Origin of the sequence: Hymenobacter aerophilus DSM 13606 (genome assembly GCF_000382225.1) — a bacterium.
Classification (GTDB): Bacteria; Bacteroidota; Bacteroidia; order Cytophagales; family Hymenobacteraceae; genus Hymenobacter; species Hymenobacter aerophilus.
Map to the genome: position 1 here is coordinate 87,747 of NZ_KB907803.1, position 21,674 is coordinate 109,420.

Sequence of the window (21,674 nt, forward strand, 5' to 3'; positions counted from 1 at the left end):
GTTTTTTCGAGTGCAATAGCGGCGTAAAACTGCGGCGCTCACGGAACCCAACTGCCTCGGGGGTTGTATCTTTGCGCTATGATGATGCTAGACCTGCCCGTACTTTCCAAGCGCGATATCCGCAAACTCAGCCCCGACGAGCTGAAGGCCTTTATGGTGGAGCACGGCGAGAAGCCATTCCGGGCCAAGCAGGTAAGCGAGTGGCTGTGGAAGAACACGGCCGGCTCGTTCGAGGAGATGAACAACATCAGCCTCGCCACCCGCGAGCTGCTGGCGCGCCACTTCGTTATCAACGGCGTGCAGGTGCAGAACCAGCAAATCAGCAACGACGGTACCATCAAATCGGCCTTCCGGCTGCACGACGGCAACATTGTGGAAGGCGTGCTCATCCCGCACGATACGCGCATGACGGCCTGCATCTCGTCGCAGGTGGGTTGCTCGCTGACGTGCAAGTTCTGCGCCACCGGCTACATGGAGCGCAAGCGCAACCTCGATGCGGCCGAGATTTACGACCAGGTGGTGCGCATCCGTGAGCAGAGCGAGGCCCAGTACGGCACGCCGCTCACCAACATCGTGTACATGGGCATGGGCGAGCCGCTGCTCAACTACGCCAACGTGGTCAAAAGCATCGAGCGCATCACGGCACCCGACGGCCTGAACATGGCCCCGCGCCGCATCACCATCAGCACGGCGGGCATTGCCAAAATGATTAAAAAGCTGGCCGATGATGGCGTGAAGGCCAATCTGGCCCTGAGCCTGCACGCGCCCAACGACACGAAGCGCAACGAAATCATGCCCATCAACGAGGCCAACTCGCTGGCGGCGCTGGAAGAGGCCCTCAAGTACTACCACCAGGCCACGGGCCGCAAGGTGACGTACGAGTACATCGTGTTCGAGAGCTTCAACGACACGCCCCAGGACGCCGAGGAGCTATTCCAGATCAGCAAGTGGCTGCCCTGCAAGGTGAACCTGATCGAGTACAACCCCATCGAAAACGCCGACTACCGCAACACCGGCGAGGCCAAGCTGCTGGCCTTCCACAAGTACCTAGCCGATCGGGGCGTGCAAACCAACCTGCGCCGCAGCCGTGGTAAGGACATCGACGCCGCCTGCGGACAGCTGGCCGTGAAGCAGCCATCGGCGGCCTAAAACCAACCAGTTCAGATAAAAGCCAAGTGGCCGCTACGTACCTGCGCAGCGGCCACTTGGCTTTTTAGAGTATTCAACCAGCCTGCCTATTTGCCGGCTTTGTCGAGGTCGGCAAACAGCAGCACTACTTCGGGGCACTGCGGCGCCATCAGGGTGGAGATTTTGATGCCCAACTGCTCCATGCTGGCACTGTTGAGGAAAATATCGGAACCGTAAAGCTGGTTGAGCTGCTTGGCGTAAGGCGTGAGAACTTTCTCGAACGTCTGGGTGAGCGTGGGCATGCGCTGGGCCAGTGGCAGCTTGTTAAGCTCGGCTACCCGGGGCTGCAGGTCGCGACACATGGCCGCCGCAATGGGCCGCAGCACCTTGGTTTCCTCGGGCCGCAGGGCTTGCTGCTGACTCAGCTGTTCACTGCCCAGGCGCATCAGCAGCCGCTGGCCTACCTGGCACTCGCGCATCAGCACCACGCCTACCTGCCGGCCCAGTTGCTGGCCTTTCTCCCTGGCGCCCTCGTTGCCCATGCTAACCAGCAGCGCGGCCAGTTGGTCGTTGCTGCTGGCAGATTGCAGGAAAATGCGGGCGAACAGCTGCTCGGCTTCCGTTTTCGACAGCTTATCAAGCGGCTGTTTCTGATTCTCCACCTCCAGCCGGCGGCACATATCGGCGCTGATTTGCTGAACGAGTTGCTGCTCGGCCTCGTCGGCGGCCGGGGTAGTGGCAGTTTGGGCGCGGCCCTGGAAGGCGGCAGCTACGAAAATAAACAGGAGGATAACCTGGCGGATAGTGTTTTTCATAGCGCCGAAAGTACGCGAAAATTCCGCGCCCATTACCCCCGCCACTTGCCCTCGGCGGGGGGGCGGCCGGTGGCTTTTTCGGCGTCGCTTTCGCCGGGCGGAATTACGCGGGTTTCGATGCGCACGGCGTGGGCCTTGGGCTGCACTTTCTGGCCAAACGCGTCGGCAAATTCCTGGGTGAACTCGGCCCCGAAAAATACGATGAGCGAGGAGTAGTTGATCCAGAGCAGCAGCACGATGGCCGAGCCGGCCGCCCCGAACGCCGAGCCGGGGTTGGATTTGGCGATGTAGAAGGCAATCAGGAACTTGCCCAGCACGAACAGCAGCGCCGTGATAAAGGCACCGATGCCCACATCCTGCCAGCGAATGATGGCGTCGGGCAGGAAGCGGAAGATGAGGGCGAACAGCAGCGTCGTCACGCCGATGGACAGCAGCAAATCAACCATCTTGATGGCAAACACACCGATGGCCGGAAACCACTCCTGCAACTGGGCCGTGAACACGCTAAGCACGGCGCTGATAACGAACGACACGAGCAGCAGAAGGGCCACGCTCAGAATCAGGCCGAACGAAAGCAGGCGCTGCTTGAGAAACTGCCCGATGCCCATGCCCTGGGTTTCAACGCGCAGGTTCCAGATGTCGTTGATGCTGTTCTGAAGGGTCACGAAAAACGTGGTGGCGGCAAAAACCAGCGTCCCAAGGCCGATGATGGTCGAAACGGTGCCCTGCTGCTTGATGGTAAACTCGGCTATGCTGTTTTGCAGAAATTCGGCCGAGCCGGGGCCAATCAGCCCGCGCAGCTGCCCGTAAATCTGGCCCGTTACGGCGTCGTTGCCATACACGGCGCTGGCCACCGTGATGACGATGAGCAGCAGCGGCGGCAGCGAGAAAATGGTGTAATACGACAGGGCCGCCGCGTGGCGAAACGAGTTGTTGTCGATGAACGCGTTGGCCGACGACTTGAAAATTTTAACGATGTCGGAAAAGCGGTAATGATGAGCCATGAGCGCGAAAAACAGAGAAGGGCGTGCTGCTAGTACGGTAGCTGTTGGCCGGGCGTTCAACCAGAGCGGCCAAAACGTTGTTGCTTTGCCCCGCCGGCCCGCGCTTTTGGCGTTTGCCTAAGGCCGGCCCGTTCCCTGAACTCCCATGCTAACCCCTCAACCCCATGCGTAACTCTGCTTTGCTTTTGCTGCTGGCCCTGGGCGCGGCCGCCGCGGGCTGCCAGCCCCAGTCGGCCAGCGCGCCGGCCGCCAACGCCGGCTCGCCGCTGCCGGCCGTGGCCGCCAACGGCGCCTATCCGGCCGCCGAGGGATTCGATGCTGCCGGCTCGGATGCCCGCGCTTTGGCTTTGGCCGATGAGGTAATGGAAAAAATGGGCGGCTACCCGGCCTGGCAGCAAACCCGCCTGCTGGGCTGGGACTTCCTCGACGGCTCGTACCAGCTCTGGGACAAGCAAACGGGCGACTTCCGCTGGCAGAAAGATGATCTGGTGGGCATCTATAACCTCGGCACCAGGCAAGGGAAAGTGTACCGCGCCGGCCAGGATATTTCGGCCACGCCCGACGGGCAGAAGCTGCTCAGCCGTATGTACCCGATTTGGGTGAACAACTCGTGGTGGCTGCTGATGCCCTTCAAGCTCAAGGATTCGGGCGTTACGCTCACTTACAAGGGCCCCGGCCAGCTGATGAGCGGCCAGCCCGCCGAGGTGCTCAACATGACCTTCAAGAACGTGGGCGTCACGCCCGACAACAAGTACGAAGTGCTCATCAACCCCCAAACCAAACTGGTGGAGGAGTGGGCCTACTTCCCCAAAGCCACCGACGCGCAGCCCGCCTTCCGCCGCCACTGGACGGGCTACCAGCAGTACGGCCCCATCCGGCTGGCCACCGACCGCTCCGACGGCAAAGACGGCCGCGCCCTGGGCCACATTTCCGCCTCCACCACCGTGCCCGCCGGCCTCATGCAGAACCCGCAGCCGGTAGAGAAGCTGTAATTAAGGGGGAGGCAGGGCTTGCATAACCCGCCTGTCATCCTGAGCTTGCGAAGGACCTATACAGAAGCTATTATCTGATGTTAGCTTCTATATAGGTCCTTCGTCCTTGCTCTAAGCGCAACATGCTCAGGATGACACGATTCCGGACTTGTTCTCTTTGACTTCCCAACGTTCTAGCCTTGTCGAAATTCCCAGCGCAATGTGGCAATCGGGGCGGTGTGGAGGGCCGCCGACAGCTCAGCGTCATCTTTGAAGCTGAGTTGCTCAAGTAAAGTGGCTTCCACACTCACCTCGAACTGCGGCTCGCGGAAGGGCCAGGGGCTGACGTGCAGCGGGCTATCAGGCGCGGGTTGGCAGATGGTGTGGGTGTGGCCGTCGGGGCCCTGGTAGATTTCGAGGGCCCGGCCCATTTCCGGTACTTCGTGGCGGCACAGAATCAGGCTGAGCCGGTCGCACCAGTGCAGCAGGGCGTAGGCGTGGTTGGCGTCGGCCTTTTTCAGCTTCAGCTCGCGGCGCCAGCGCTGCTGGCTGGCTTGCTGCTCGTCGAGGAAAGCGTCGATTTCTTTGGTCTGGCCCCGCAGCTCCTCATACAACGTGCTCAGGTGCATGCTCGTGAGCAGGCTGCGCCAGCGGCCCTGGAAGCGGGCGGCCCGCAGCACGCCGGTGGCCTGCTCCAGCGAAAACGGCTGCATCGTGAAGTTGGCCGGGGCGCCGGCGGGCGTCAGGCCGTAGTGGCCGGTCCAGGCGGGCTGCTCGTCGTCGTGCTGGGCAGCGGCGGCCAGCAGGCCCACCCACTGGTCGGAAGGCAGCAAATCGGCGGGCCACTGGTGCAGCAGCTGGGCCGCCAGCAGCGCGTGGGCCTGCTGGTAGATAATCTGCCAGCCCTCGGGCACGTAGTTGACAATCATGGGTTCAGCAGGGTAGGGGAGTGGCCGGTTACGTCTGCCTTCAGAACGCACCTTGTTGCAGTAGGTTAGGCCGGACCGAGCAAAAAAGCGCCCCACCAGATAGGCGGGGCGCTTTCAGATTGAGGAGTAGAGCTGCGTTGGGCTACACGCCCGCCGGCTGCATCTGCTTGAGGTGCAGCAGCATGTCGTCGGTCATCTTGTCGAGGTCGAAATCGGGCTGCCAGTTCCAGTCGCGGCGGGCCTGGGTGTCGTCGATGCTGGCGGGCCAGGAGTCGGCAATTTGCTGGCGCTGGTCGGGGCGGTAGGTTACCTGGAAATCGGGGTAGTGGCGGCGGATGCTGGCCACGATTTCGGCGGGGCTGAAGCTCATGGCCCCCAGGTTGTAGGAGCTGCGCACCGTCAGCTGGTCAGCGGGGGCGTGCATGAGGTCGAGCGTGGCTTTCAGCGCGTCGGGCATGTACATCATCGGCAGGTAAGTGTCCTCTTTCAGGAAGCACTCGAAGGCCTCGCCGGCCACGGCCTTGTGGTAAATATCCACGGCGTAATCGGTGGTGCCGCCGCCGGGCAGGCTTTTGTAGCCAATCAGGCCGGGGTAGCGCAGGCTCCGAATGTCGAGGCCGTGCTTGCGGAAGTACCACTCGCCCCACTGTTCGCCGGCCATTTTGCTGATGCCGTACACCGTGTTGGGGTTCATGACGGTGAGCTGGGGCGTGTTGTGGCGGGGCGTATCGGGCCCGAACACGGCAATCGAGCTGGGCCAGTACACCTGGCGCACGCCCAGCTCCACGGAGGCGTCGAGCACGTTGAACAGGCCGTCCATGTTCAGGCGCCAGCCAAACTTAGGCTGTTGCTCGGCCGTGGCCGACAGCAGCGCCGCCAGATGGTACACCTGGGCGGGCTTGTAGCGGCGCATCACCTCCGTCAGGCGCGGCTGGTCGAGCACGTCGAGCAGCTCGAAGGGGCCGGCCTGGGTCAGCTCGGCATCCTGGGGCTGGCGCACGTCGGCGGCCACTACGTTCGAGGCGCCGTAGAGGCGGCGCAGCTCGTGGGTGAGCTCTAGGCCCAGCTGACCGCCGGCGCCGATAACGAGAATGGTGTCGCCGCTGGGGGTGGCAGATGTGGTCATAAAAAAGCGGGTGGGAAAGCGGAAAAATCGGGGGTGGGAAGTGCGGCAAAGATAAGGGCTTTAGCGGCCGTTGCGGCTCCGGCGGAGGCCAGTTGGCCCGAGGAGCTTGGAACTATCAACTGAAAAAAGGAATTTTACCATCCATGCCTTCCCCCAACTCCCTGTTCCGGCTCGTTTACCAAAGCCAGGCCATCAGTCCTTTTCCGGCGGCCGAGCTGGAAACGCTGCTGCGCAAAGCCCGCACGCACAACCAGGCCCACCACCTTACCGGGCTGCTGCTCTACGGCGAAGAACAGTTTCTGCAGGTGCTCGAAGGCGCCAACCCCGCCCTGGAAGAGCTCTACGGCCGCATTCAGCGCGACCCGCGCCACACGCAGGTGCGCACGCTCAGCTACCTGCCCATCAGCACGCGCGCCTTCCCCGACTGGCGCATGGGCTACGCCGTAGTGGGCCCGGCCGAACTGAAGCAAACCACCGGGTTTCTGCCGCTGGCCCAATCGCCCGGCTTTGCGGCCCACCCGCCCGCGGAGCTGTGGGAGCTACTGCGCGGCTTCGCCCGGGGCGTGGCCGCCGACGGGTAGAACAGGTAGGGCACGCAGGGCCGTCGGCGCTGAATTGCGGCCGCCGCCTTATTTTGGCCGGATGATGCGACTGAATTTGTGGGTGCTGCTGCTGTTGCTGAGCGTCGGCAGCCTGGCTGCCCGGGCCCAGACGCTGCCGGACCGGTCGCCCGTGTACCGCAACCTGGTGATGGAGGGCGGCGGCATCCGGGGCATTGCCTACGGTGGGGCGCTGGCCGAGCTGGAACGCCGGGGCCAGCTGCGCGAATTGCGCCGGGTGGGCGGCACCTCGGCCGGGGCCATTCAGGCGGCGCTGCTGGCCGTGGGCTACGCGCCGGCCGACATTATCGGCATCGTGAATGAGCTGCCCATTCAGCGGCTCAACGACGGGCAGTACATCTTTTTCGGGGGTGGCACGCGACTACTGAAGCAGTACGGCTGGTACCGCGGCGACGCCTTTACCAACCTGCTGGCCGAGCTAGTGGGCCGCCAGACCCAGCGCCCCAACCTCACGCTGGGCGAGCTGCATGCGCTGGCGCAGGCCGAGCCCGCCCGCTACCGCGACCTGTACACCACCGGCACCAACCTCACCCGCCAGTGCCGCCAGGTGTTCAGCTACGAAACCCACCCGAACATGCGCGTGGCCGACGCCGTGCGCATCAGCATGAGCATCCCGCTCTACTTCCGGGCCGTGCTGCTCGATGCCGCCACCGGCCAGGTAGTAGCCCAGCCCGCCAAAGGCCAGGCCGTGGAAGTGCTGGTGGATGGCGGCCTGCTGGCCAATTACCCGCTCGATTTGTTCGACCACCCGCGCTACCTGAGTGATTCGTCGGTGGCCGTAGGTGGTAGCAACTCCGCCGCCTTCCACAACCCCGAAACGCTGGGCCTGCGCCTCGACCGGCCCGAGCAGGTGGCCGTTGATACGCAACCCGGCGGCCGCGCCCGGCTGGCACCCTACGCCATCCACGATATCGGCTCTTACGTTGGGGCGCTTTACACGGTGGCGCTGGAAAACCTCAACCCCACCCACGCCTCCGACTGGCCCCGCACTGTCAGCATCAGCACGGCGGGCTTCAACCCGAAAATCAAGCGCCTTTCGGCCCAGCAGAAGCAGCAGCTCATGGACAGCGGCGCGGCCGGCGTGCGAGAGTTTTTGGGGCGGGAAAGGTGAGTGGATTAAATGAACTGTCATTCTGAGCGAAGGCGCAGCCGTAGTCGAAGAATCTCGCGTGCAATGCTAACCCTATCGTCAGGAATTACCGTGGCACGCGAGATTCTTCGCGCTGCTCAGAATGACGTTCTTAAAGCTGCGCCCCGCACCTTCCGTACCTTTGTACGGTTCCCACTCAGTCATTCCACCAACTCACCGATATGTATACCACCCTTCAGCCCGACTTGCAGCAGCAGCTCCAGGAAATCAAAGACGCCGGTCTTTACAAGAACGAGCGCGTGATTACCTCGCCCCAGGGCGCCGAAATCGACACCCAGCAGGCCGACGATGTGCTCAACTTCTGCGCCAACAACTACCTGGGCCTCTCGTCGCACCCGGCCGTGATTGAGGCCGCCAAGCAAACCATAGACTCGCACGGCTACGGCATGTCGTCGGTGCGCTTTATTTGCGGCACCCAGGATATTCATAAGCAGTTGGAGCAGAAGCTGGCCGAGTTTCTGGGCACCGAGGACACGATTTTGTACGCGGCGGCTTTCGATGCCAACGGTGGTGTGTTCGAGCCCCTGTTCAACGAGCAGGACGCCATCATTTCCGACGCCCTCAACCACGCTTCCATCATCGATGGTGTGCGCCTGTGCAAGGCCCAGCGCTACCGCTACCAGCACAACGACATGGCCGACCTGGAAAAACAGCTCCAGGACGCCGTGACCAAGGGCAGCCGCCACCGCATCATCGTCACCGACGGCTCGTTCTCGATGGACGGCACCATCGCCCAACTCGACAAAATCTGCGACCTGGCTGATAAGTACGAGGCCCTGGTGATGGTAGACGAGTGCCACAGCACCGGCTTTCTGGGCAAAACCGGCCGCGGCACCCACGAGTACCGCAACGTGATGGGCCGCGTCGACATCATCACCGGCACGCTGGGCAAGGCGCTGGGCGGGGCTATGGGCGGCTTCACCACCGGCCGCAAGGAAATCATCGAGATGCTGCGCCAGCGCAGCCGGCCCTACCTGTTCAGCAACACGCTGGCCCCGGCCATTGTGGGCGCCAGCCTGCGCGTGCTGGAGCTGCTGACCGAAAGCACGCAGCTGCGCGACCAGCTGGAGGAGAACACCCAATATTTCCGCGAGCAGATGACCCAGGCCGGCTTCGACATCAAGCCCGGCGAGCACCCCATCGTGCCCGTGATGCTCTACGATGCCAAGCTAAGCCAGGAATTCGCGGCCAAAATGCTGGAAAAGGGCATCTACGTAGTGGGCTTCTACTTCCCGGTGGTGCCCAAGGGCCAGGCCCGCATCCGGGTGCAGCTGAGCGCCGCCCACACCCGCGCGCAACTCGACCAGGCCATTGCCGCCTTCATTGAGGTAGGCAAGGAATTGGAAGTCATTAAATAAGCCTCATCATAGCTGCGTGAAGCGGGCTCACTGGCAACCAGCCGGTGAGCCCGCTTTATTTAGGTGGGTCCGTCACTGTTGAGCCGGAGTAAGTGCTACATTTAGGCAACTGTCTGTTCTGCTTGTGCTCTTCTATGGAAACCTTGTTTGAAACGCCTCGCTTTGTCATCAGCTACGACCCCGACAACGGCTGGCTGCACCTGTTGTGGCAAGGTTACCATAGCGAAGCCGAATCGATGGAGTATTGCCTGAAGGTGCTGGAAAAGGTGCGCCTGACGGGAGCCACCCGCATCCTCAACGACGGTACCCTTGACCAGGACGGCTGGGGCGAGCTGGCGCGCTGGATTGCTCACGATTTTATGCGCCTGCAGGCTGAAGCCGGCATAGCCGCCGTGGCCTGGGTGCTGCCCAAAAACCTCAAAGCCCGCGCCGATGTGCACAAGGTGCTGGCCGAAGTGAAATGCCCGCTCGTCGATACGTTCGTGGATGTGGAGGCGGCCTACAACTGGCTGCAGAACGGCGCCGTTATAGCCAACCCCGACTGCTAGGCCCTGGCCGGTTACGCCGCCACGTCGGCGGCCGGGGCGGTGGAGGTAGCGGCCGGGCGGGCCTCGGCATCAAACAGGAACTCGTTGAGGCGGGCGCGCAGGTCGGCGCCCGAGAGGTTGCGGAACACTTCGCCGCCGCGCACCACCGAAATCTGGCCGGTTTCCTCGCTCACCACCAGCACCACGGCGTCGGTTACTTCGGTCAGGCCGATGGCGGCGCGGTGGCGCAGGCCCATGGAAGCCGGCACGTCGGGGTTTTCGCTGACGGGCAGAATGCAGCGGGCGGCCTTAATGCGGCCGTTGGCGATGATGACGGCGCCGTCGTGCAGAGGACTGGTTTTGTTGAAGATGCTCAGCAACAGGCGCTTACTTACGGCCGCATCGAGCGAGTCGCCCGAGTCGGCGAAAAACTTGAGGTCGGAGGCCATGCTGAAGGCAATCAGGGCGCCGGTTTCCTTGCCGGCCATGCTTTTAGCGGCCTCGATGAAGGGCGTCAGGTTCATGCGGTCGGCGTTGGCCTCGCGCCGCCACGGAAACACCCGCAGCCGGCTGCCGAAAGAGGTGGCCTTGCCCACATTAAGCAGAAACCGCCGGATTTCCTGCTGAAACAGGATGATGCCGGCCAGCACGCCCACGCTCATAAACTGCCCCAGAATGCTGGTCAGCAGCTCCATGCCGGCCGCTTTCACCACCAGATAAAACAGGTAGAGCGACATAAAGCCCAGAAAAACCTTGAGCGCGACGCTGCCCGTCAGCAGCTTGTATAGCTGGTAAAACAGCGTCGTGACCAGCAGCACGTCCACGACGTCGATCCAGCCAATGCGCAGGAAACCGATGGTGAAGGAGCCAATCACGGAGAAAGCGGGGGGGAAGAGGTGGGCGGAAAGGTATTGGTCACGAGTTGGATAGTTTGTACGGCTTCGGCTACATCATGAACGCGCAGCAGCCGCGCGCCGCCACGCAGCGCCAGCGCGTTGAGGGCAATAGTGCCGGCCAGCGCCGCCTCGGGCTGCAGCCCCAGCGGCTTGTACACCATGCTTTTGCGCGAGAGGCCGGCCAGCACGGGCAGGTTCAGCACGCCTAGCTCGGGCAGGCGCCGCAGCAACTCGTGGCTTTGGGCCGGCGTTTTGGCAAACCCGAAGCCGGGGTCGAGCACTACATCGGTTACGCCGTGGGTGCGCAATTCGCTGAGTTTATCGCGAAAATAATGGGTCAGCTCCAGCACCAGGTCCTGTTGGTAATCGGTGTGGCGGGTCATGGTCTGGGGCGTGCCGCGCAGGTGCATCAGGATGTAGGGCACGCCCAGCCGGCCCACGGCGGGCAGCATCCCGGCGTCGAGCGTGCCGCCGCTGATGTCGTTGAGGATATCGGTGCCGGCCGCCACGGCCTCCACGGCCACGTCGGCCCGAAACGTATCGACCGACAGAAAAGCCTCGGGAAATTCGCGCCGCACGGCCTCCAAAGCGGGTAGCAGGCGGCGCTTCTCTTCGGCTGCCGAAATATCCTCGGCGCCGGGGCGCGAGGAATAGCCGCCCAGATCGAGCACGGCGGCGCCGGCCGTCAGCATGGTTTCGGCCCGGCGCAGCAGGTCGGTTGCGGAGGCCACGCGGCTGCCTTCGTAGAACGAGTCGGGCGTGAGGTTGAGGATGCCCATCACCCGCGGAAGGCGCAAATCGAGCACCCGCCCACCGGGGCAGCGCAGGGTCTGGGCCGGTGAAAAGCACGTATCTTGCATGGGTATTGGGTTTTTAGGAATTTAGAAACCTGGCGAACCCGCCTGTCATCCTGAGCGCAGCGAAGGACCTATACAGAAGGTAACATCTGACAATAGATTCTGGATAGGTCCTTCGCTGCGCTCAGGATGACAGAGAAATCACCAAGTCACAAACCCGGACCCCCACAAAATAGCCGCAAAAACTTGGAGAATCAAACGCAGCAGCAATACGACCGGGTGATTGCGCAGTGCCGGACGCTGTTTCTGGCCAAGACTCACGACTACGGCACGGCTTGGCGCATCCTGCGCCTACCCAGCATCACCGACCAGCTCTACATCAAGGCCCAGCGCATCCGCAGCATTCAGGAAAAAGGCACCCAGCTGGTGGCCGACGGGGTGGAAGACGAGTTCGTGGCCATCGTCAACTACTGCCTGATTGCCCTGATGCAGCAGCGCCTGCCCGCCGACGCGCCCCTCGACCTGGAGGCCGCCGCCGTGGCCCGCGCCTACGACGAGCAGGTGGCCGAAAACCGCCAGCTGCTGTTCGCCAAAAACCACGATTACGGTGAGGCCTGGCGGCAGATGCGCATCGAAAGCATCACCGATATCATCCTCATGAAGCTGCACCGCACCAAGCAAATCGAGGATTTGGGCGGCCAAACCAAGGTATCGGAAGGCGTGGAGGCCAACTACCGCGACATGCTCAACTACGCCGTGTTCGTGCTGATAAAGATGGGAATGGGGGAGCTGTAGAGACGCATATTTGCGTCTCTACGTTGAACGGTACCACTGAACCGTACCGTGGCCACGTCATCATGCAACGGTACCGTTCAACGCCAAGACGCAAATATGCGTCTCTACATTGTTCTCCATCTAAGCCGCATCTTTGCGTAGAAGCCTCCCTGACCCTACCATGAAACAATTCACCCGAATCTGCTGGCTGCTGCTGGGCGCGGTCTTTATCTTCTCGGGCCTCATCAAGCTCAACGACCCGGTGGGCACGGCCCTCAAGCTGGAGGAGTACTTTGAGGTTTTCTCGCGCGACTTCGGCTCGTTTTTCAAAATTTTTCTGCCCCACACGCGCCTGCTGAGCATCTTCCTCAGCTCGCTGGAAGTGGTGCTGGGCGTGGCCGTGCTGCTGCGCTGGATGCTGCGCCAGACGCTGTGGGTGCTGCTGGCGCTGCTGGTATTCTTCGGCTTCCTCACCTTCTACTCGGCCGCTTTCAATAAAGTAACCGACTGCGGCTGCTTCGGCGACTTCATCAAGCTCACGCCCTGGCAGTCGTTTGCCAAGGATATGGTGCTGCTGGGTTTGTGGGCCGTGGTGTTCTTCAACGAGCGGTACCTGCGCCGGGTGTTTGCCCGCGGCACGATGGGCGTGATGTACATCACCATTGCCTCGGCCCTGGCCATTGGCATTGGGGTGCGGGCGCTGGGCCATTTGCCCTACTTTGATTTTCTGCCCTACAAAGTCGGCAATGACATTGGCCAGCTGATGAAGCCCCGCGAGCAGGCCCGCTACCAGTACGTGATGGAGCGCAACGGCGAAAGCAAAACCTTCGCCGACTACCCCACCGACTCGACCTGGAAATACAAGAGCATGGAAGTGCTCAACCCCGAAGCCAGCCGCCCCGTCATCACCGATTTCGCCGTCTTCGATTCGGAAGGAACCGACCACACCCAGGAGGTGCTCACCGGCAACAAGCTGCTGCTGATTGTGCAGAACGTGAACGAGGCCGACCGTGACCGGTTCAAGCAGATCAACGCCCTGCTGGAAGGCGCCGCCAAGTCGCGCCGCCAGATTCAGCCCCTGATTATCACCAGCAGCAGCCCCCAGCAGTTCGACGCCTTCCGCCACGACGTGAACCTGCCCGGCACCTACTACTTCGCCGACGCCACCGTGCTCAAGTCCATGATTCGCTCGAACCCCGGCCTGCTGCTGCTCCAGAACGGCGTGGTGCTCAACAAGTACCACTACCACGATATTCCGCTGGTCAGCAAGCTGGAAGAAGCCTTATAGCGCGTAGTGCTTAGTTGGTAGTGCTTGGTGCCTTGTTGACACTATTCAGCAAGGTAGAATGGCCTAAGCACTAAGCGCTATCAACTAAGCACCAACAAAATGATTCGCTTTATTATCAGTCGATTGGGGCAGGGCGTGCTGGTGCTGGCGGGCGTGGCCTGCACGGTGTTTTTCCTGTTTCAGGTGCTGCCCGGCGACCCGGTAGCCCTGCTGGCCGGCCAGCGCTCCGACGAGGCCACCCGCGCCGCCATTGCCGCCGACCTGGGCCTCGACCAGCCCCTGCCCGGCCAGCTGCTGGGTTACCTGAATGACGTGTCGCCGCTGGGCCTGCACCCGCGCGACTCGGCCGGCGTGGCCCGCTACGGCGGCCTTACGCTGCTGCCAGTAGGCTCCGGGCGGGCCCTGGTGCTGAAAGCGCCCTACCTGCGCCGCTCGTTCCAGAGCAACAAAGAGGTGCTGCCCATTCTGCTCGACCACTTCACGGGCACGCTCTGGCTGGCGCTGGCCGCCATGCTGCTGGCCACCGTGGTGGGCATTGCGCTGGGCATTGTGGCGGCGCTGCGGGCCCACACCTGGCTCGACCGCACGCTGGTTTCGACCTCCATTCTGGGTATTTCGGTGCCCTCGTTCGTGGCTGGTATTCTGGTGGCCATTACGTTCGGCTACTACTGGAGCAGTTACACCGGCCTCAACCTCACGGGCCAGCTCTACGAAACCGACCCCTTCACGGGCCGCCACCTGGTGCTCAAGAATCTGCTGCTGCCGGCCCTGGCGCTGGGCGTGCGGCCGCTGGCCATCATTGTGCAGCTCACCCGCTCCTCCATGCTCGATGTGCTCAGCCAGGACTATATCCGCACGGCTCGCGCTAAGGGCCTGTCGGAGTACCGGGTAGTGGTGGGCCACGCGCTCAAAAACGCGCTGAACCCGGTGGTAACGGCCGTGTCGGGCTGGCTGGCCTCGCTCATGGCGGGCGCCTTCTTCATCGAGTACATCTTCAACTGGAAGGGCCTGGGCACCGTCACGCTCCGGGCCGTCGAGAACCTCGATTTTCCGGTTGTGATGGGGGCCACTGTATTCATTGCCGCGCTGTTCGTGGTAGTCAATATCGTGGTTGATATTTTCTACGCCCTGCTCGACCCGCGGGTGAAGCTGGGGTAGAGGAGAATGTAGCGCGAAGCTCCAGCTTCGCGTATCGTTGAACGATTACGACGTGCGGCCATCAGCAACGATGCGCGAAGCTCCAGCTTCGCGCTACATTCTCTCACAGTCACCTATGCGTTTATACCTGATTGGCATGCCGGGCGCGGGTAAGAGTACGCTGGGCCGGGCCCTGGCCCAGAGCTACGGGGTGCCGTTCGTTGATCTGGACGCGGAAATTGTGGCGCGGGAGCAACGCAGCATTCCGGAGCTGTTTGCCCAGGAAGGGGAGGAGTACTTCCGGCAGCGCGAGGCCGATGCGCTGCAGGCCGTGGTGGCCCGCTACCCGGCGCTGGTGCTGGCCACCGGCGGCGGCACGCCCTGCTTCCACCACAACCTGGAGCTGCTGCTCGAAACCGGCCTCACGCTGTACTTGGCCGTGCCGGTGCCCGAACTGGTGCGCCGGCTGCTGCATTCGGCGGCCGCCCGTCCGCTGCTGGCCGCTGCCCCCGATGCTGCGGCCCTCGAAGCGCGCCTGCATGAAACCTTAGCCGCCCGCCAGCGGTTCTACGACCGCGCGCCGTTGCGCTGCACCGCGCCTACCTGCTCGCCCGAAACCGTCCGGCGGCTGATAGCCCGTTACTCCACCACTGCCTGAGTGCCCGAAAGCCCGGCTTTGCGTGGGGTTTTGTGTATTTTTGCGTTTCACTATTGCTTACTGGTATGAATACTGCCCCCGAAACCGCGGAAGTGAAGGCCCCGCTGGTAACGCCGGTCAAAACGCCCGACGCCATCAAGCCCAAGCATAAGGGCTCCGCCCGTCTGTTCCAGAACCCGGTACTGGAGCGCATGACGCACACGCACATTGCCGCGCCGCTCTCCATTTTCTTCGCCGTGGCGGCCGTCAGCCTGTACTACGGGCTGAGCCGCGGGCTGCTGACGGGCCTGTCGGCCTTCGGCCTGTTTCTGGCCGGCTGGCTGCTGTTCACGCTGGCCGAGTACCTGATGCACCGCTTTGTGTATCATATCGACACCAGCACGCCCGCCCGCGCCAAGTTCCAGTACACCATGCACGGCGTGCACCACGAGTACCCCAAGGACAAAACCCGCCTGGCCATGCCCCCCATCCTGACGGTGTTCGTGGCCTCGTTGCTGTTCTTCATCTTCCGCTTTACCTTCGGCAATGCCGGTTTCGGGTTGCTGGCCGGCTTCGTGTTCGGCTACGCGCTCTACCTGTTCGTGCACTACGCCCTGCACATGTATGCGCCCCCGAAAAACTTCCTCAAGTTCTGGTGGCATCACCACGCCATGCACCACTACAAGCAGGAGGAAATTGCCTTCGGCGTAAGCACCACCCTCTGGGACCACATCGTAGGCACCATGCCCGCCAAGAAGGGTAAGTAGGAGCTATAACAACATTTTAGAAAAGCAGAAGGGCCACTCCGCACGGAGTGGCCCTTCTGCTTTTTAATCTGAAGTAGACAAGCCTATCCGCGCATTTTGCGGACAATGAACCAGAGCAGCAGCACGAGCAGGAACACGCCAATCAGGCCCGTCCAGGCACCGGCTTTGAAGATGGTGCCGATAGCGTCGCAGCTGCTGAGCGAGAAGGTCAGGAAAACCAGCAGTGCGGCCGTGAGGGGGAAACGGTAGGTAGTCATAAGCGAGGGAGCGAGTAAACAGTTGCTTCCCGAGTATTCGGGGCTTGCCTGATTTACTGTGGTAGCCAGCAAAAGGTTGGTGGATTGGCCCTGTCGGCTTAAATACGGTGGAGCTACCGTTAGGTATCCTTGAAATCTTACGCCAGTTCCCGGACAGCCATGGGCTTTCTGCGTAAGGGGCAATGGCTCCGCCCTACGGTAGCGCCGTCGCCATTATCCTTTCTGTCTGTCCCATGAGCAAGTCGAAACCAACCAAGCCCCAAGCCACGCCAACGCCCCGTGAAGCGGTAACCAACGCCAAGCTGGAAGAACTAAACCAGAACCGCGAAGACGGTCACGGCCAGTTTCTCACCTCCAACCAGGGCCTGCGCGTCAACGACGACCAGAACTCGCTCAAAGTCGGCGAGCGAGGCCCCACGCTGCTCGAAGACTTTCTCTTCCGCGAGAAGATGACCCATTTCGACCACGAGCGGATTCCGGAGCGCGTGGTGCACGCCCGCGGCGTAGCGGCCCACGGCTACTTCGAGGCCTACGATGGCAACGCGGCGCTAACCCGGGCCGCTTTCCTGCAGCCCGGCGTGAAAACGCCGCTGTTCACCCGCTTTTCCACCGTAGCCGGCTCGCGTGGGTCCACCGACCTGCCCCGCGACGTCCGCGGCTTCGCCGTGAAATTCTACACCGAGGAAGGCGTGTTTGACCTGGTGGGCAACAACATGCCGGTGTTCTTTATTCAGGATGCCATCAAGTTTCCCGACTTCGTGCACGCCGTAAAGCCCGAGCCGCACAACGAAATCCCGCAGGCGGCTTCGGCCCACGACACGTTCTGGGACTTCATTTCCATCACGCCCGAAGCTATGCACATGATTATGTGGGTGATGTCGGATCGGGCCATACCCCGCAGCCTGCGCATGATGGAAGGCTTCGGCGTGCATACGTTCCGGCTGATTGATGCCGCGGGCAAGAGTCGGTTCGTGAAGTTCCACTGGAAGCCGCTGCTGGGCGTGCACAGCGTGGCCTGGGAAGAAGCGCAGCAGATTTCGGGCAAAGACCCTGATTTCCACCGCCGCGACCTATGGACCTGCATTGAGATGGGCGCCTACCCCGAGTGGGAACTGGGCGTGCAGGTGGTGGAAGAGGAAGACGAGTTCAAGTTTGACTTCGACCTGCTCGACCCCACCAAGCTGATTCCAGAGGACCTGGTACCCGTGCAGCCGCTGGGCAAAATGGTGCTCAACCGCAACGTGGACAACTACTTCGCCGAAACCGAGCAGGTAGCCTTCCACCTGGGCCACGTGGTGCCGGGCATCGATTTCAGCAACGACCCGCTGCTGCAGGGCCGCCTGTTCTCCTACACCGATACCCAGCTCAAGCGCCTGGGCGGACCCAACTTTCACGAAATTCCCATCAACCGCTCGCTGGCGCCCATCCATAACGGGCAGCGCGACGGCCACATGCGCCAGGCCATCAACAAGGGCCAGACCAGCTACAGCCCCAACCTGCTCAACGACAACTTCCCCAAGCAAGCCAAGCAGTCGGAAGGTGGCTTCGCCTCGCACCCCGAGCGGGTGGAGGGCCATAAGGTGCGGGCTCGCAGCAAGAGCTTTGGCGACCATTACAGCCAGGCCCGCCTGTTCTGGAACAGCCAGACGGAGGCCGAGCAAATGCACATCGTCAAGGCGCTACGCTTTGAACTGGGCCACGTGATGATGGAATCGGTGCGCAGCCGCATGCTGATTTTGTTGTCGCAGGTGTCGGAAGACTTGGCCGGCCGCGTGGCCGAAGGCCTGGGCATGGATGTGCCATCTGCCGAGGGTGTGCAAATCAACCTGAACGTGGGCGCCGACACCGACCCGGCTCCACTACAATCGGGTCCTGCCAAAGCCGATGTGGGCAGCGACTCGGCGCTGAGCATGGCTGCCACGGCCAAAATCAACGCCGATAAAAAAGGCATCAAAACCCGACACGTAGCCATTCTGGCCACTGATGGCGCCGACGTGGCTGCCATCGGCGACCTGATGAAGGCCTTAATGGACCAGGGTGCGCAAACCGCCGTTGTGGCCACCCACTTGGGCGCAATTAAAGGCGAAAATGGGGCGGAGATGCTCGTAAATGGTACGTTCCATTCTACCGCCTCGGTGCTTTTTGACGCCGTGTACGTGGCCGGTGGTGAGGCGAGCGTAACCAAGCTGAAGCAGGATGCCGATGCCGTGCGCTTCGTGAATGAGGCCTACCGCCATTGCAAGCCAATTGCAGCCTCTGCCGCTGGTATTGAGCTGCTCGAAGCCGCCGCTTACCCGGGAGCCACCGATATCATGGGCGCGGAAGGCGTAATAACCAGCAAGGATGCGCAAGTATCAAAGTTGGCTACTGATTTCATTGCGGCCATTGCCCAACACCGCTTCTGGAACCGGGAGTTGAAAGCTATGCCGGCCTAAATTAGAGTGAAACTAGAACAACAGAAGTCCCTGCACTGACTCCGGTTGGTGCAGGGGCTTTTGTTTAGCTGCTATCTGACTTACAGGTTTGCGTCTAAGCTGCCCCTGACGGCAACCAAACAGCTATAAACGCAAAAACACCCGCCGGTTATCGGCGGGTGTTTTTATATGTGGCGCTCCCTCCTGGGTGCTAAAATAATGCCAATAAGCGCGTTAGAGCGTGTTTTAAGCTGTTTCGCCCTGGTTTTCGCCCTGCTTAATTTGGGTGCTTTGGGTCCCCCTGCAGGGAGCGAAGCGTGTTCCACCGGGCCCGCGAATATTCCTGCCAACGTCACTGGCACAGCCCCAACTGCGCGAATTTAAGCTGTAGCAGTTCCCGGTAGCCGGCCTGCAGCTCCGGCGGCAGGAAGCTTTCGGCCAGCAACTGCTCCCAGGCCGGCCGGGCCCGGACGAATTTCGCAAACAGCCCGGCAATAACCTTGTCCTCCAGGCCGGCCCGCCGCGCTGCGGCCCGAAAATCATCCTGCTTCAGCTTCTTCTTTTTACCGTTCAGCGTCAGGGCCAGCTCTTCCGTGTCAGCCGGGTTTACCAGGGCCGTGGCCACCAGGTCGTAGGCCGGGGCCAGCCCGTAGCCCAAACCCGGCGTGTGCAGCAGGGAGAAGTTTTTCAGGTGCATATCGGCGTTGCCGGTCAGAAAGCTGAACAACACCAGCTCGTAGAAATTCACCACGTCCAGGCCGGGATTAGCCGAGTACGTGCGCAGGGCTTTAGCTACCTGCTCGTGCGAGCCGTCGTACTTGTTTTCCGTCAGCCGTCCGGTCAGCTGGCACATGTCTTCCATGTGCAGCTTCTGCCCTTTGCGCCGGTCAATGCGCCGCGTTACGTAGGCCAGCGCCCCGTCCTGCAGCCGCAGCAGGCCGTGTGGCACCGTGGCCAGGCGGGCCAGCGTAGCCAGGTGCATGGTCACATCTTCTACTTCCGGCAGGTGCGGGTAGCGCGGGGTAGGGGGTTTGAGAATGTACTCGCCGCCCAGCGCCCCCACAATGGTCAGGCGGGCAGGGCCATCGGTGGCGCTGCCCGGCACCAGCGACAGGGAAAGCTTGGGCTGCACACCCGTTACGGTGGTGTGCTGCCGCACAATCTGCTCGGCCAGGTCCAGCATCCGGGCCTCGGCATAAGGAAAGGCCGGGGGTACCGTTCGCCCGAACAGCTTCCGGCTGCAGGCCGGGTGGTAGTCCTCCTGGCCTTCCGCCAGCGGCTGGTAGCAATACAGGCAGCGGTTCATGCGTCGTCGTCAGAGGCGGGGAGGGGGTAAATGCTCACGGCCCCGATGCAGTCCTGGCAGCAGGCCAGCAGCAGCCCCATCCGGTCGCGGGTGTTCAGCTTCCAGTTGCGCTCCGCCACGTCCAGCAGCCAGCCCTCGGGAATCAGCCCGTCGAAAAACGGGAACAGTACCAGCGCCACGTAGGGCTGCTCCCGCAGCGGCAGCGTCAGGCTGATTGGCCCGGCCCCGTCCTGTAAGTAGGCCGGGGCGTAGGCGAAGGTATACCCCTGCTCATCCTGGGTCAGGTAGCCCGCTACCTGGTTGTACATCCGTACTTCGGCCTGGCGCATCAGGTTAGGGCTGTTCAGTTAGGCGGGTCATGGGCACCGGCCCGGCCTCGTGCCCGAACAGCTGCAATACGGCATTCACCTTGTCCAGGCGCAGGGTTTGCTTGCCCTGTTCCAGCTCGCGCACGAAGCGCAGGCCAACCCCCGCTTTGGCCGCCAGATCAGGCTGCGAAAGCCGGAGCAGACGGCGGCGCTGCTTCACGAAAGTGGCTAAGGTCTCAGGCATACGCTATACCCGTTCGGGTGTATTCAGTAACTGATAGAGGTGTTATATACCTTATCGGGTATAAATATAGCAAATATAGTGAATGCTATACCTCTTCGGGTATAAATTGTCTACAGTCAGCATCAGGTTACACGTCTGGTTCCGGCACCTCGCAATAGATAATCCGGCCGCTCCCGGCCTATTCCACCCGGCCCCGAATAATATCCACCACCTTCCACAACCCGCGAATATCCTCCCCCGCCACGGTCAGCATGCCGGCCCGGGGGTTGTCGGAATGCAGCACCAGCTGCTGTTTGGTCAGCAGGTCATTATCCTTGATGCGCTTTATCGTGAGCTGGTTGCCGAACGTGGCCACGTACACCCCGCTCACCGTGTACTTGATATCCGCCAGCGGAACCGGCGTCACGGCCACCAGCATGCCGGCGCGTAGCTGCGGCTCCATCGAGTCGCCGTTAATCTCGAATACCAGCGTACCCGGCTTGCGCAGCTCGGGGCTGGGGTTGTAAATCCGCATCGTTTCGTACTGCCCGTAGTCGCCCTCGGTGGCAACCAGCTCCACGAAGCCGGCCCGCACCGGTACCGTGACGAAGGGACAATCGATGTACTCCTCATCCGCAAACTTACCGAACACCACTACCTCACCGCCCTTGGTGTTGGTGCTCTCCATGGGCCCGCCGCCGAACCACAGCCAGTTGCGGCTAATCTCCAGGTCCGAGACGATAGCCTCCAGCACTTCCGTGCTGGGCTGGTGCCGCCCGCCCTCCAGCTGCGCGATGGTGGGCCGCGAAACGTTCAGCAGGTCCGCCATCTGCTGCTGGGTCAGGCCGCGGGCCTGCCGCACCACTTTCAGCCGCTCCGCCATGCTCAGTTCCGGCAACGGGGTCACGGAGCTAATTATTTTGCGTTCCACCGTAGTCATTTTATAACATTTGGTAACTTTTACCTACATTAGAGCGATTCATCTTTCTCAAAGGTAACATAACTAAACTAAAATGCAACCATTTGAAACCACCACTACGCCGGCCGACCTGCGAACGTTGCTGCCGCACGGCGCAATTGCCGGCATCGCCCGCTCCCTCAACATGTCCCACGCGGCCGTTTCCAAAGCCCTGCTGAAGGCCCGGCCCGCCCACCCCGCCGTGGCCGAGGCCGTGCGCCTCATCAAAGAGACCGGCAGCCAGCAGGTCCGGGAAGACCTCAATCAACTCAAAAAATAACCCC

The 21,674-nt window shown here is 62.0% G+C and carries 24 protein-coding genes; 13 read left to right on the forward strand and 11 right to left on the reverse strand.

What is annotated here, in order from left to right:
- The first annotated feature begins 78 nt into the window (after positions 1-78).
- Positions 79-1,149, forward strand: a complete 1,071-nt coding sequence (gene rlmN, locus H145_RS0104225) for a 23S rRNA (adenine(2503)-C(2))-methyltransferase RlmN (RefSeq protein WP_019946890.1) — start codon at positions 79-81, stop codon at positions 1,147-1,149.
- Positions 1,150-1,235: 86 nt separating this feature from the next.
- Here the strand turns inward: rlmN and H145_RS0104230 are convergent, their stop codons facing one another.
- Positions 1,236-1,943: a hypothetical protein gene (locus H145_RS0104230; protein WP_019946891.1), complete on the reverse strand. Its 708-nt coding sequence runs from the start codon at positions 1,941-1,943 to the stop codon at positions 1,236-1,238.
- Between the two features lie 32 nt (positions 1,944-1,975).
- Positions 1,976-2,947 carry a YihY/virulence factor BrkB family protein gene (locus tag H145_RS0104235; protein WP_019946892.1) on the reverse strand — a complete coding sequence of 324 codons (972 nt, stop codon included), beginning with the start codon at positions 2,945-2,947 and terminating at the stop codon, positions 1,976-1,978.
- Between the two features lie 164 nt (positions 2,948-3,111).
- On the opposite strand from H145_RS0104235, the gene H145_RS19925 reads away from it, so the two are divergent.
- Positions 3,112-3,939 carry a hypothetical protein gene (locus H145_RS19925; protein ID WP_157541146.1) on the forward strand — a complete coding sequence of 276 codons (828 nt, stop codon included), beginning with the start codon at positions 3,112-3,114 and terminating at the stop codon, positions 3,937-3,939.
- 173 nt (positions 3,940-4,112) lie between these two features.
- Here H145_RS19925 and H145_RS0104245 read toward each other — a convergent pair whose 3' ends face one another.
- Positions 4,113-4,847 (reverse strand): DUF3891 family protein, encoded by a 735-nt coding sequence (locus H145_RS0104245; protein WP_019946894.1) that lies wholly within the window; start codon positions 4,845-4,847, stop codon positions 4,113-4,115.
- A gap of 142 nt (positions 4,848-4,989) precedes the next feature.
- The gene (locus H145_RS0104250) at positions 4,990-5,973 is read right to left on the reverse strand and encodes an NAD-dependent epimerase/dehydratase family protein (RefSeq protein ID WP_019946895.1); all 984 of its coding nucleotides are present in this window, start codon (positions 5,971-5,973) and stop codon (positions 4,990-4,992) included.
- Positions 5,974-6,116: 143 nt separating this feature from the next.
- Between H145_RS0104250 and H145_RS19930 the strand changes: the two genes are divergently transcribed.
- The 4 genes from H145_RS19930 to H145_RS0104270 all read left to right on the forward strand — a co-directional run bounded on the left by H145_RS19930 (position 6,117) and on the right by H145_RS0104270 (position 9,649).
- A complete protein-coding gene (locus tag H145_RS19930) occupies positions 6,117-6,554 on the forward strand; it encodes a BLUF domain-containing protein (RefSeq protein WP_019946896.1) in 438 nt (145 codons plus the stop codon).
- Positions 6,555-6,615: 61 nt separating this feature from the next.
- Positions 6,616-7,704 carry a patatin-like phospholipase family protein gene (locus H145_RS19935; RefSeq protein ID WP_019946897.1) on the forward strand — a complete coding sequence of 363 codons (1,089 nt, stop codon included), beginning with the start codon at positions 6,616-6,618 and terminating at the stop codon, positions 7,702-7,704.
- Positions 7,705-7,904: 200 nt separating this feature from the next.
- The gene (gene kbl / locus H145_RS0104265) at positions 7,905-9,101 is read left to right on the forward strand and encodes a glycine C-acetyltransferase (RefSeq protein WP_019946898.1); all 1,197 of its coding nucleotides are present in this window, start codon (positions 7,905-7,907) and stop codon (positions 9,099-9,101) included.
- A gap of 134 nt (positions 9,102-9,235) precedes the next feature.
- Positions 9,236-9,649: a hypothetical protein gene (locus H145_RS0104270; RefSeq protein ID WP_019946899.1), complete on the forward strand. Its 414-nt coding sequence runs from the start codon at positions 9,236-9,238 to the stop codon at positions 9,647-9,649.
- A gap of 11 nt (positions 9,650-9,660) precedes the next feature.
- Here the strand turns inward: H145_RS0104270 and cdaA are convergent, their stop codons facing one another.
- Entirely contained in the window at positions 9,661-10,503 is an 843-nt protein-coding gene (gene cdaA, locus H145_RS0104275; RefSeq protein WP_019946900.1) for a diadenylate cyclase CdaA, read from the reverse strand.
- Positions 10,500-11,384: a dihydropteroate synthase gene (folP, locus tag H145_RS0104280; RefSeq protein WP_019946901.1), complete on the reverse strand. Its 885-nt coding sequence runs from the start codon at positions 11,382-11,384 to the stop codon at positions 10,500-10,502. The genes cdaA and folP overlap by 4 nt, the downstream gene beginning before the upstream one ends.
- A gap of 183 nt (positions 11,385-11,567) precedes the next feature.
- Between folP and H145_RS0104285 the strand changes: the two genes are divergently transcribed.
- The 5 genes from H145_RS0104285 to H145_RS0104305 all read left to right on the forward strand — a co-directional run bounded on the left by H145_RS0104285 (position 11,568) and on the right by H145_RS0104305 (position 15,924).
- Entirely contained in the window at positions 11,568-12,116 is a 549-nt protein-coding gene (locus H145_RS0104285) for a DUF1599 domain-containing protein (RefSeq protein ID WP_019946902.1), read from the forward strand.
- A 160-nt stretch (positions 12,117-12,276) separates the two neighbouring features.
- Positions 12,277-13,383: a BT_3928 family protein gene (locus H145_RS0104290; RefSeq protein ID WP_019946903.1), complete on the forward strand. Its 1,107-nt coding sequence runs from the start codon at positions 12,277-12,279 to the stop codon at positions 13,381-13,383.
- Positions 13,384-13,482: 99 nt separating this feature from the next.
- Positions 13,483-14,541, forward strand: a complete 1,059-nt coding sequence (locus tag H145_RS0104295) for an ABC transporter permease (RefSeq protein ID WP_026351245.1) — start codon at positions 13,483-13,485, stop codon at positions 14,539-14,541.
- Between the two features lie 115 nt (positions 14,542-14,656).
- Positions 14,657-15,178, forward strand: a complete 522-nt coding sequence (locus tag H145_RS19940) for a shikimate kinase (RefSeq protein WP_019946905.1) — start codon at positions 14,657-14,659, stop codon at positions 15,176-15,178.
- Positions 15,179-15,243: 65 nt separating this feature from the next.
- Complete coding sequence (locus tag H145_RS0104305) at positions 15,244-15,924, forward strand: sterol desaturase family protein (RefSeq protein ID WP_019946906.1); 681 nt, start codon at positions 15,244-15,246, stop codon at positions 15,922-15,924.
- An 83-nt stretch (positions 15,925-16,007) separates the two neighbouring features.
- Here the strand turns inward: H145_RS0104305 and H145_RS24440 are convergent, their stop codons facing one another.
- The gene (locus tag H145_RS24440) at positions 16,008-16,181 is read right to left on the reverse strand and encodes a hypothetical protein (protein WP_019946907.1); all 174 of its coding nucleotides are present in this window, start codon (positions 16,179-16,181) and stop codon (positions 16,008-16,010) included.
- 233 nt (positions 16,182-16,414) lie between these two features.
- Here H145_RS24440 and H145_RS0104315 point away from each other — a divergent pair, with 233 nt between their 5' ends.
- Positions 16,415-18,616 carry a catalase gene (locus H145_RS0104315; RefSeq protein WP_019946908.1) on the forward strand — a complete coding sequence of 734 codons (2,202 nt, stop codon included), beginning with the start codon at positions 16,415-16,417 and terminating at the stop codon, positions 18,614-18,616.
- Between the two features lie 331 nt (positions 18,617-18,947).
- On the opposite strand, the gene H145_RS0104320 is transcribed toward H145_RS0104315, so the two are convergent.
- From H145_RS0104320 to H145_RS0104335, 4 genes are all read right to left on the reverse strand, one after another.
- A complete protein-coding gene (locus tag H145_RS0104320) occupies positions 18,948-19,901 on the reverse strand; it encodes a HipA domain-containing protein (protein ID WP_019946909.1) in 954 nt (317 codons plus the stop codon).
- On the reverse strand, positions 19,898-20,230 hold the full coding sequence (locus H145_RS0104325; RefSeq protein ID WP_019946910.1) for a HipA N-terminal domain-containing protein: 333 nt from the start codon (positions 20,228-20,230) through the stop codon (positions 19,898-19,900). The genes H145_RS0104320 and H145_RS0104325 overlap by 4 nt, the downstream gene beginning before the upstream one ends.
- Positions 20,231-20,234: 4 nt before the next feature.
- Positions 20,235-20,453, reverse strand: coding sequence for a helix-turn-helix transcriptional regulator (locus H145_RS0104330; protein WP_019946911.1), 219 nt, complete (start codon positions 20,451-20,453; stop codon positions 20,235-20,237).
- A 178-nt stretch (positions 20,454-20,631) separates the two neighbouring features.
- On the reverse strand, positions 20,632-21,372 hold the full coding sequence (locus H145_RS0104335; protein ID WP_019946912.1) for a LexA family transcriptional regulator: 741 nt from the start codon (positions 21,370-21,372) through the stop codon (positions 20,632-20,634).
- A 73-nt stretch (positions 21,373-21,445) separates the two neighbouring features.
- Here H145_RS0104335 and H145_RS0104340 point away from each other — a divergent pair, with 73 nt between their 5' ends.
- On the forward strand, positions 21,446-21,670 hold the full coding sequence (locus H145_RS0104340) for a hypothetical protein (RefSeq protein ID WP_019946913.1): 225 nt from the start codon (positions 21,446-21,448) through the stop codon (positions 21,668-21,670).
- Positions 21,671-21,674 lie beyond the last annotated feature (4 nt).

Coding starts and splice junctions, on each gene's coding strand:
- kbl (WP_019946898.1), top strand. CDS start 7,905: ATGTATACCACCCTTCAGCCCGACTTGCAGCAGCAGCTCCAGGAAATC.
- H145_RS0104250 (WP_019946895.1), bottom strand. CDS start 5,973: ATGACCACATCTGCCACCCCCAGCGGCGACACCATTCTCGTTATCGGC.
- H145_RS0104230 (WP_019946891.1), bottom strand. CDS start 1,943: ATGAAAAACACTATCCGCCAGGTTATCCTCCTGTTTATTTTCGTAGCT.
- H145_RS0104335 (WP_019946912.1), bottom strand. CDS start 21,372: ATGACTACGGTGGAACGCAAAATAATTAGCTCCGTGACCCCGTTGCCG.
- H145_RS0104325 (WP_019946910.1), bottom strand. CDS start 20,230: ATGCGCCAGGCCGAAGTACGGATGTACAACCAGGTAGCGGGCTACCTG.
- H145_RS19940 (WP_019946905.1), top strand. CDS start 14,657: ATGCGTTTATACCTGATTGGCATGCCGGGCGCGGGTAAGAGTACGCTG.
- H145_RS19935 (WP_019946897.1), top strand. CDS start 6,616: ATGATGCGACTGAATTTGTGGGTGCTGCTGCTGTTGCTGAGCGTCGGC.
- H145_RS0104315 (WP_019946908.1), top strand. CDS start 16,415: ATGAGCAAGTCGAAACCAACCAAGCCCCAAGCCACGCCAACGCCCCGT.
- H145_RS0104305 (WP_019946906.1), top strand. CDS start 15,244: ATGAATACTGCCCCCGAAACCGCGGAAGTGAAGGCCCCGCTGGTAACG.
- H145_RS0104295 (WP_026351245.1), top strand. CDS start 13,483: ATGATTCGCTTTATTATCAGTCGATTGGGGCAGGGCGTGCTGGTGCTG.
- H145_RS0104290 (WP_019946903.1), top strand. CDS start 12,277: ATGAAACAATTCACCCGAATCTGCTGGCTGCTGCTGGGCGCGGTCTTT.
- folP (WP_019946901.1), bottom strand. CDS start 11,384: ATGCAAGATACGTGCTTTTCACCGGCCCAGACCCTGCGCTGCCCCGGT.
- H145_RS0104235 (WP_019946892.1), bottom strand. CDS start 2,947: ATGGCTCATCATTACCGCTTTTCCGACATCGTTAAAATTTTCAAGTCG.
- H145_RS0104270 (WP_019946899.1), top strand. CDS start 9,236: ATGGAAACCTTGTTTGAAACGCCTCGCTTTGTCATCAGCTACGACCCC.
- H145_RS24440 (WP_019946907.1), bottom strand. CDS start 16,181: ATGACTACCTACCGTTTCCCCCTCACGGCCGCACTGCTGGTTTTCCTG.
- H145_RS19930 (WP_019946896.1), top strand. CDS start 6,117: ATGCCTTCCCCCAACTCCCTGTTCCGGCTCGTTTACCAAAGCCAGGCC.
- H145_RS0104320 (WP_019946909.1), bottom strand. CDS start 19,901: ATGAACCGCTGCCTGTATTGCTACCAGCCGCTGGCGGAAGGCCAGGAG.
- H145_RS0104330 (WP_019946911.1), bottom strand. CDS start 20,453: ATGCCTGAGACCTTAGCCACTTTCGTGAAGCAGCGCCGCCGTCTGCTC.
- H145_RS0104340 (WP_019946913.1), top strand. CDS start 21,446: ATGCAACCATTTGAAACCACCACTACGCCGGCCGACCTGCGAACGTTG.
- H145_RS0104245 (WP_019946894.1), bottom strand. CDS start 4,847: ATGATTGTCAACTACGTGCCCGAGGGCTGGCAGATTATCTACCAGCAG.
- H145_RS19925 (WP_157541146.1), top strand. CDS start 3,112: ATGCGTAACTCTGCTTTGCTTTTGCTGCTGGCCCTGGGCGCGGCCGCC.
- rlmN (WP_019946890.1), top strand. CDS start 79: ATGATGATGCTAGACCTGCCCGTACTTTCCAAGCGCGATATCCGCAAA.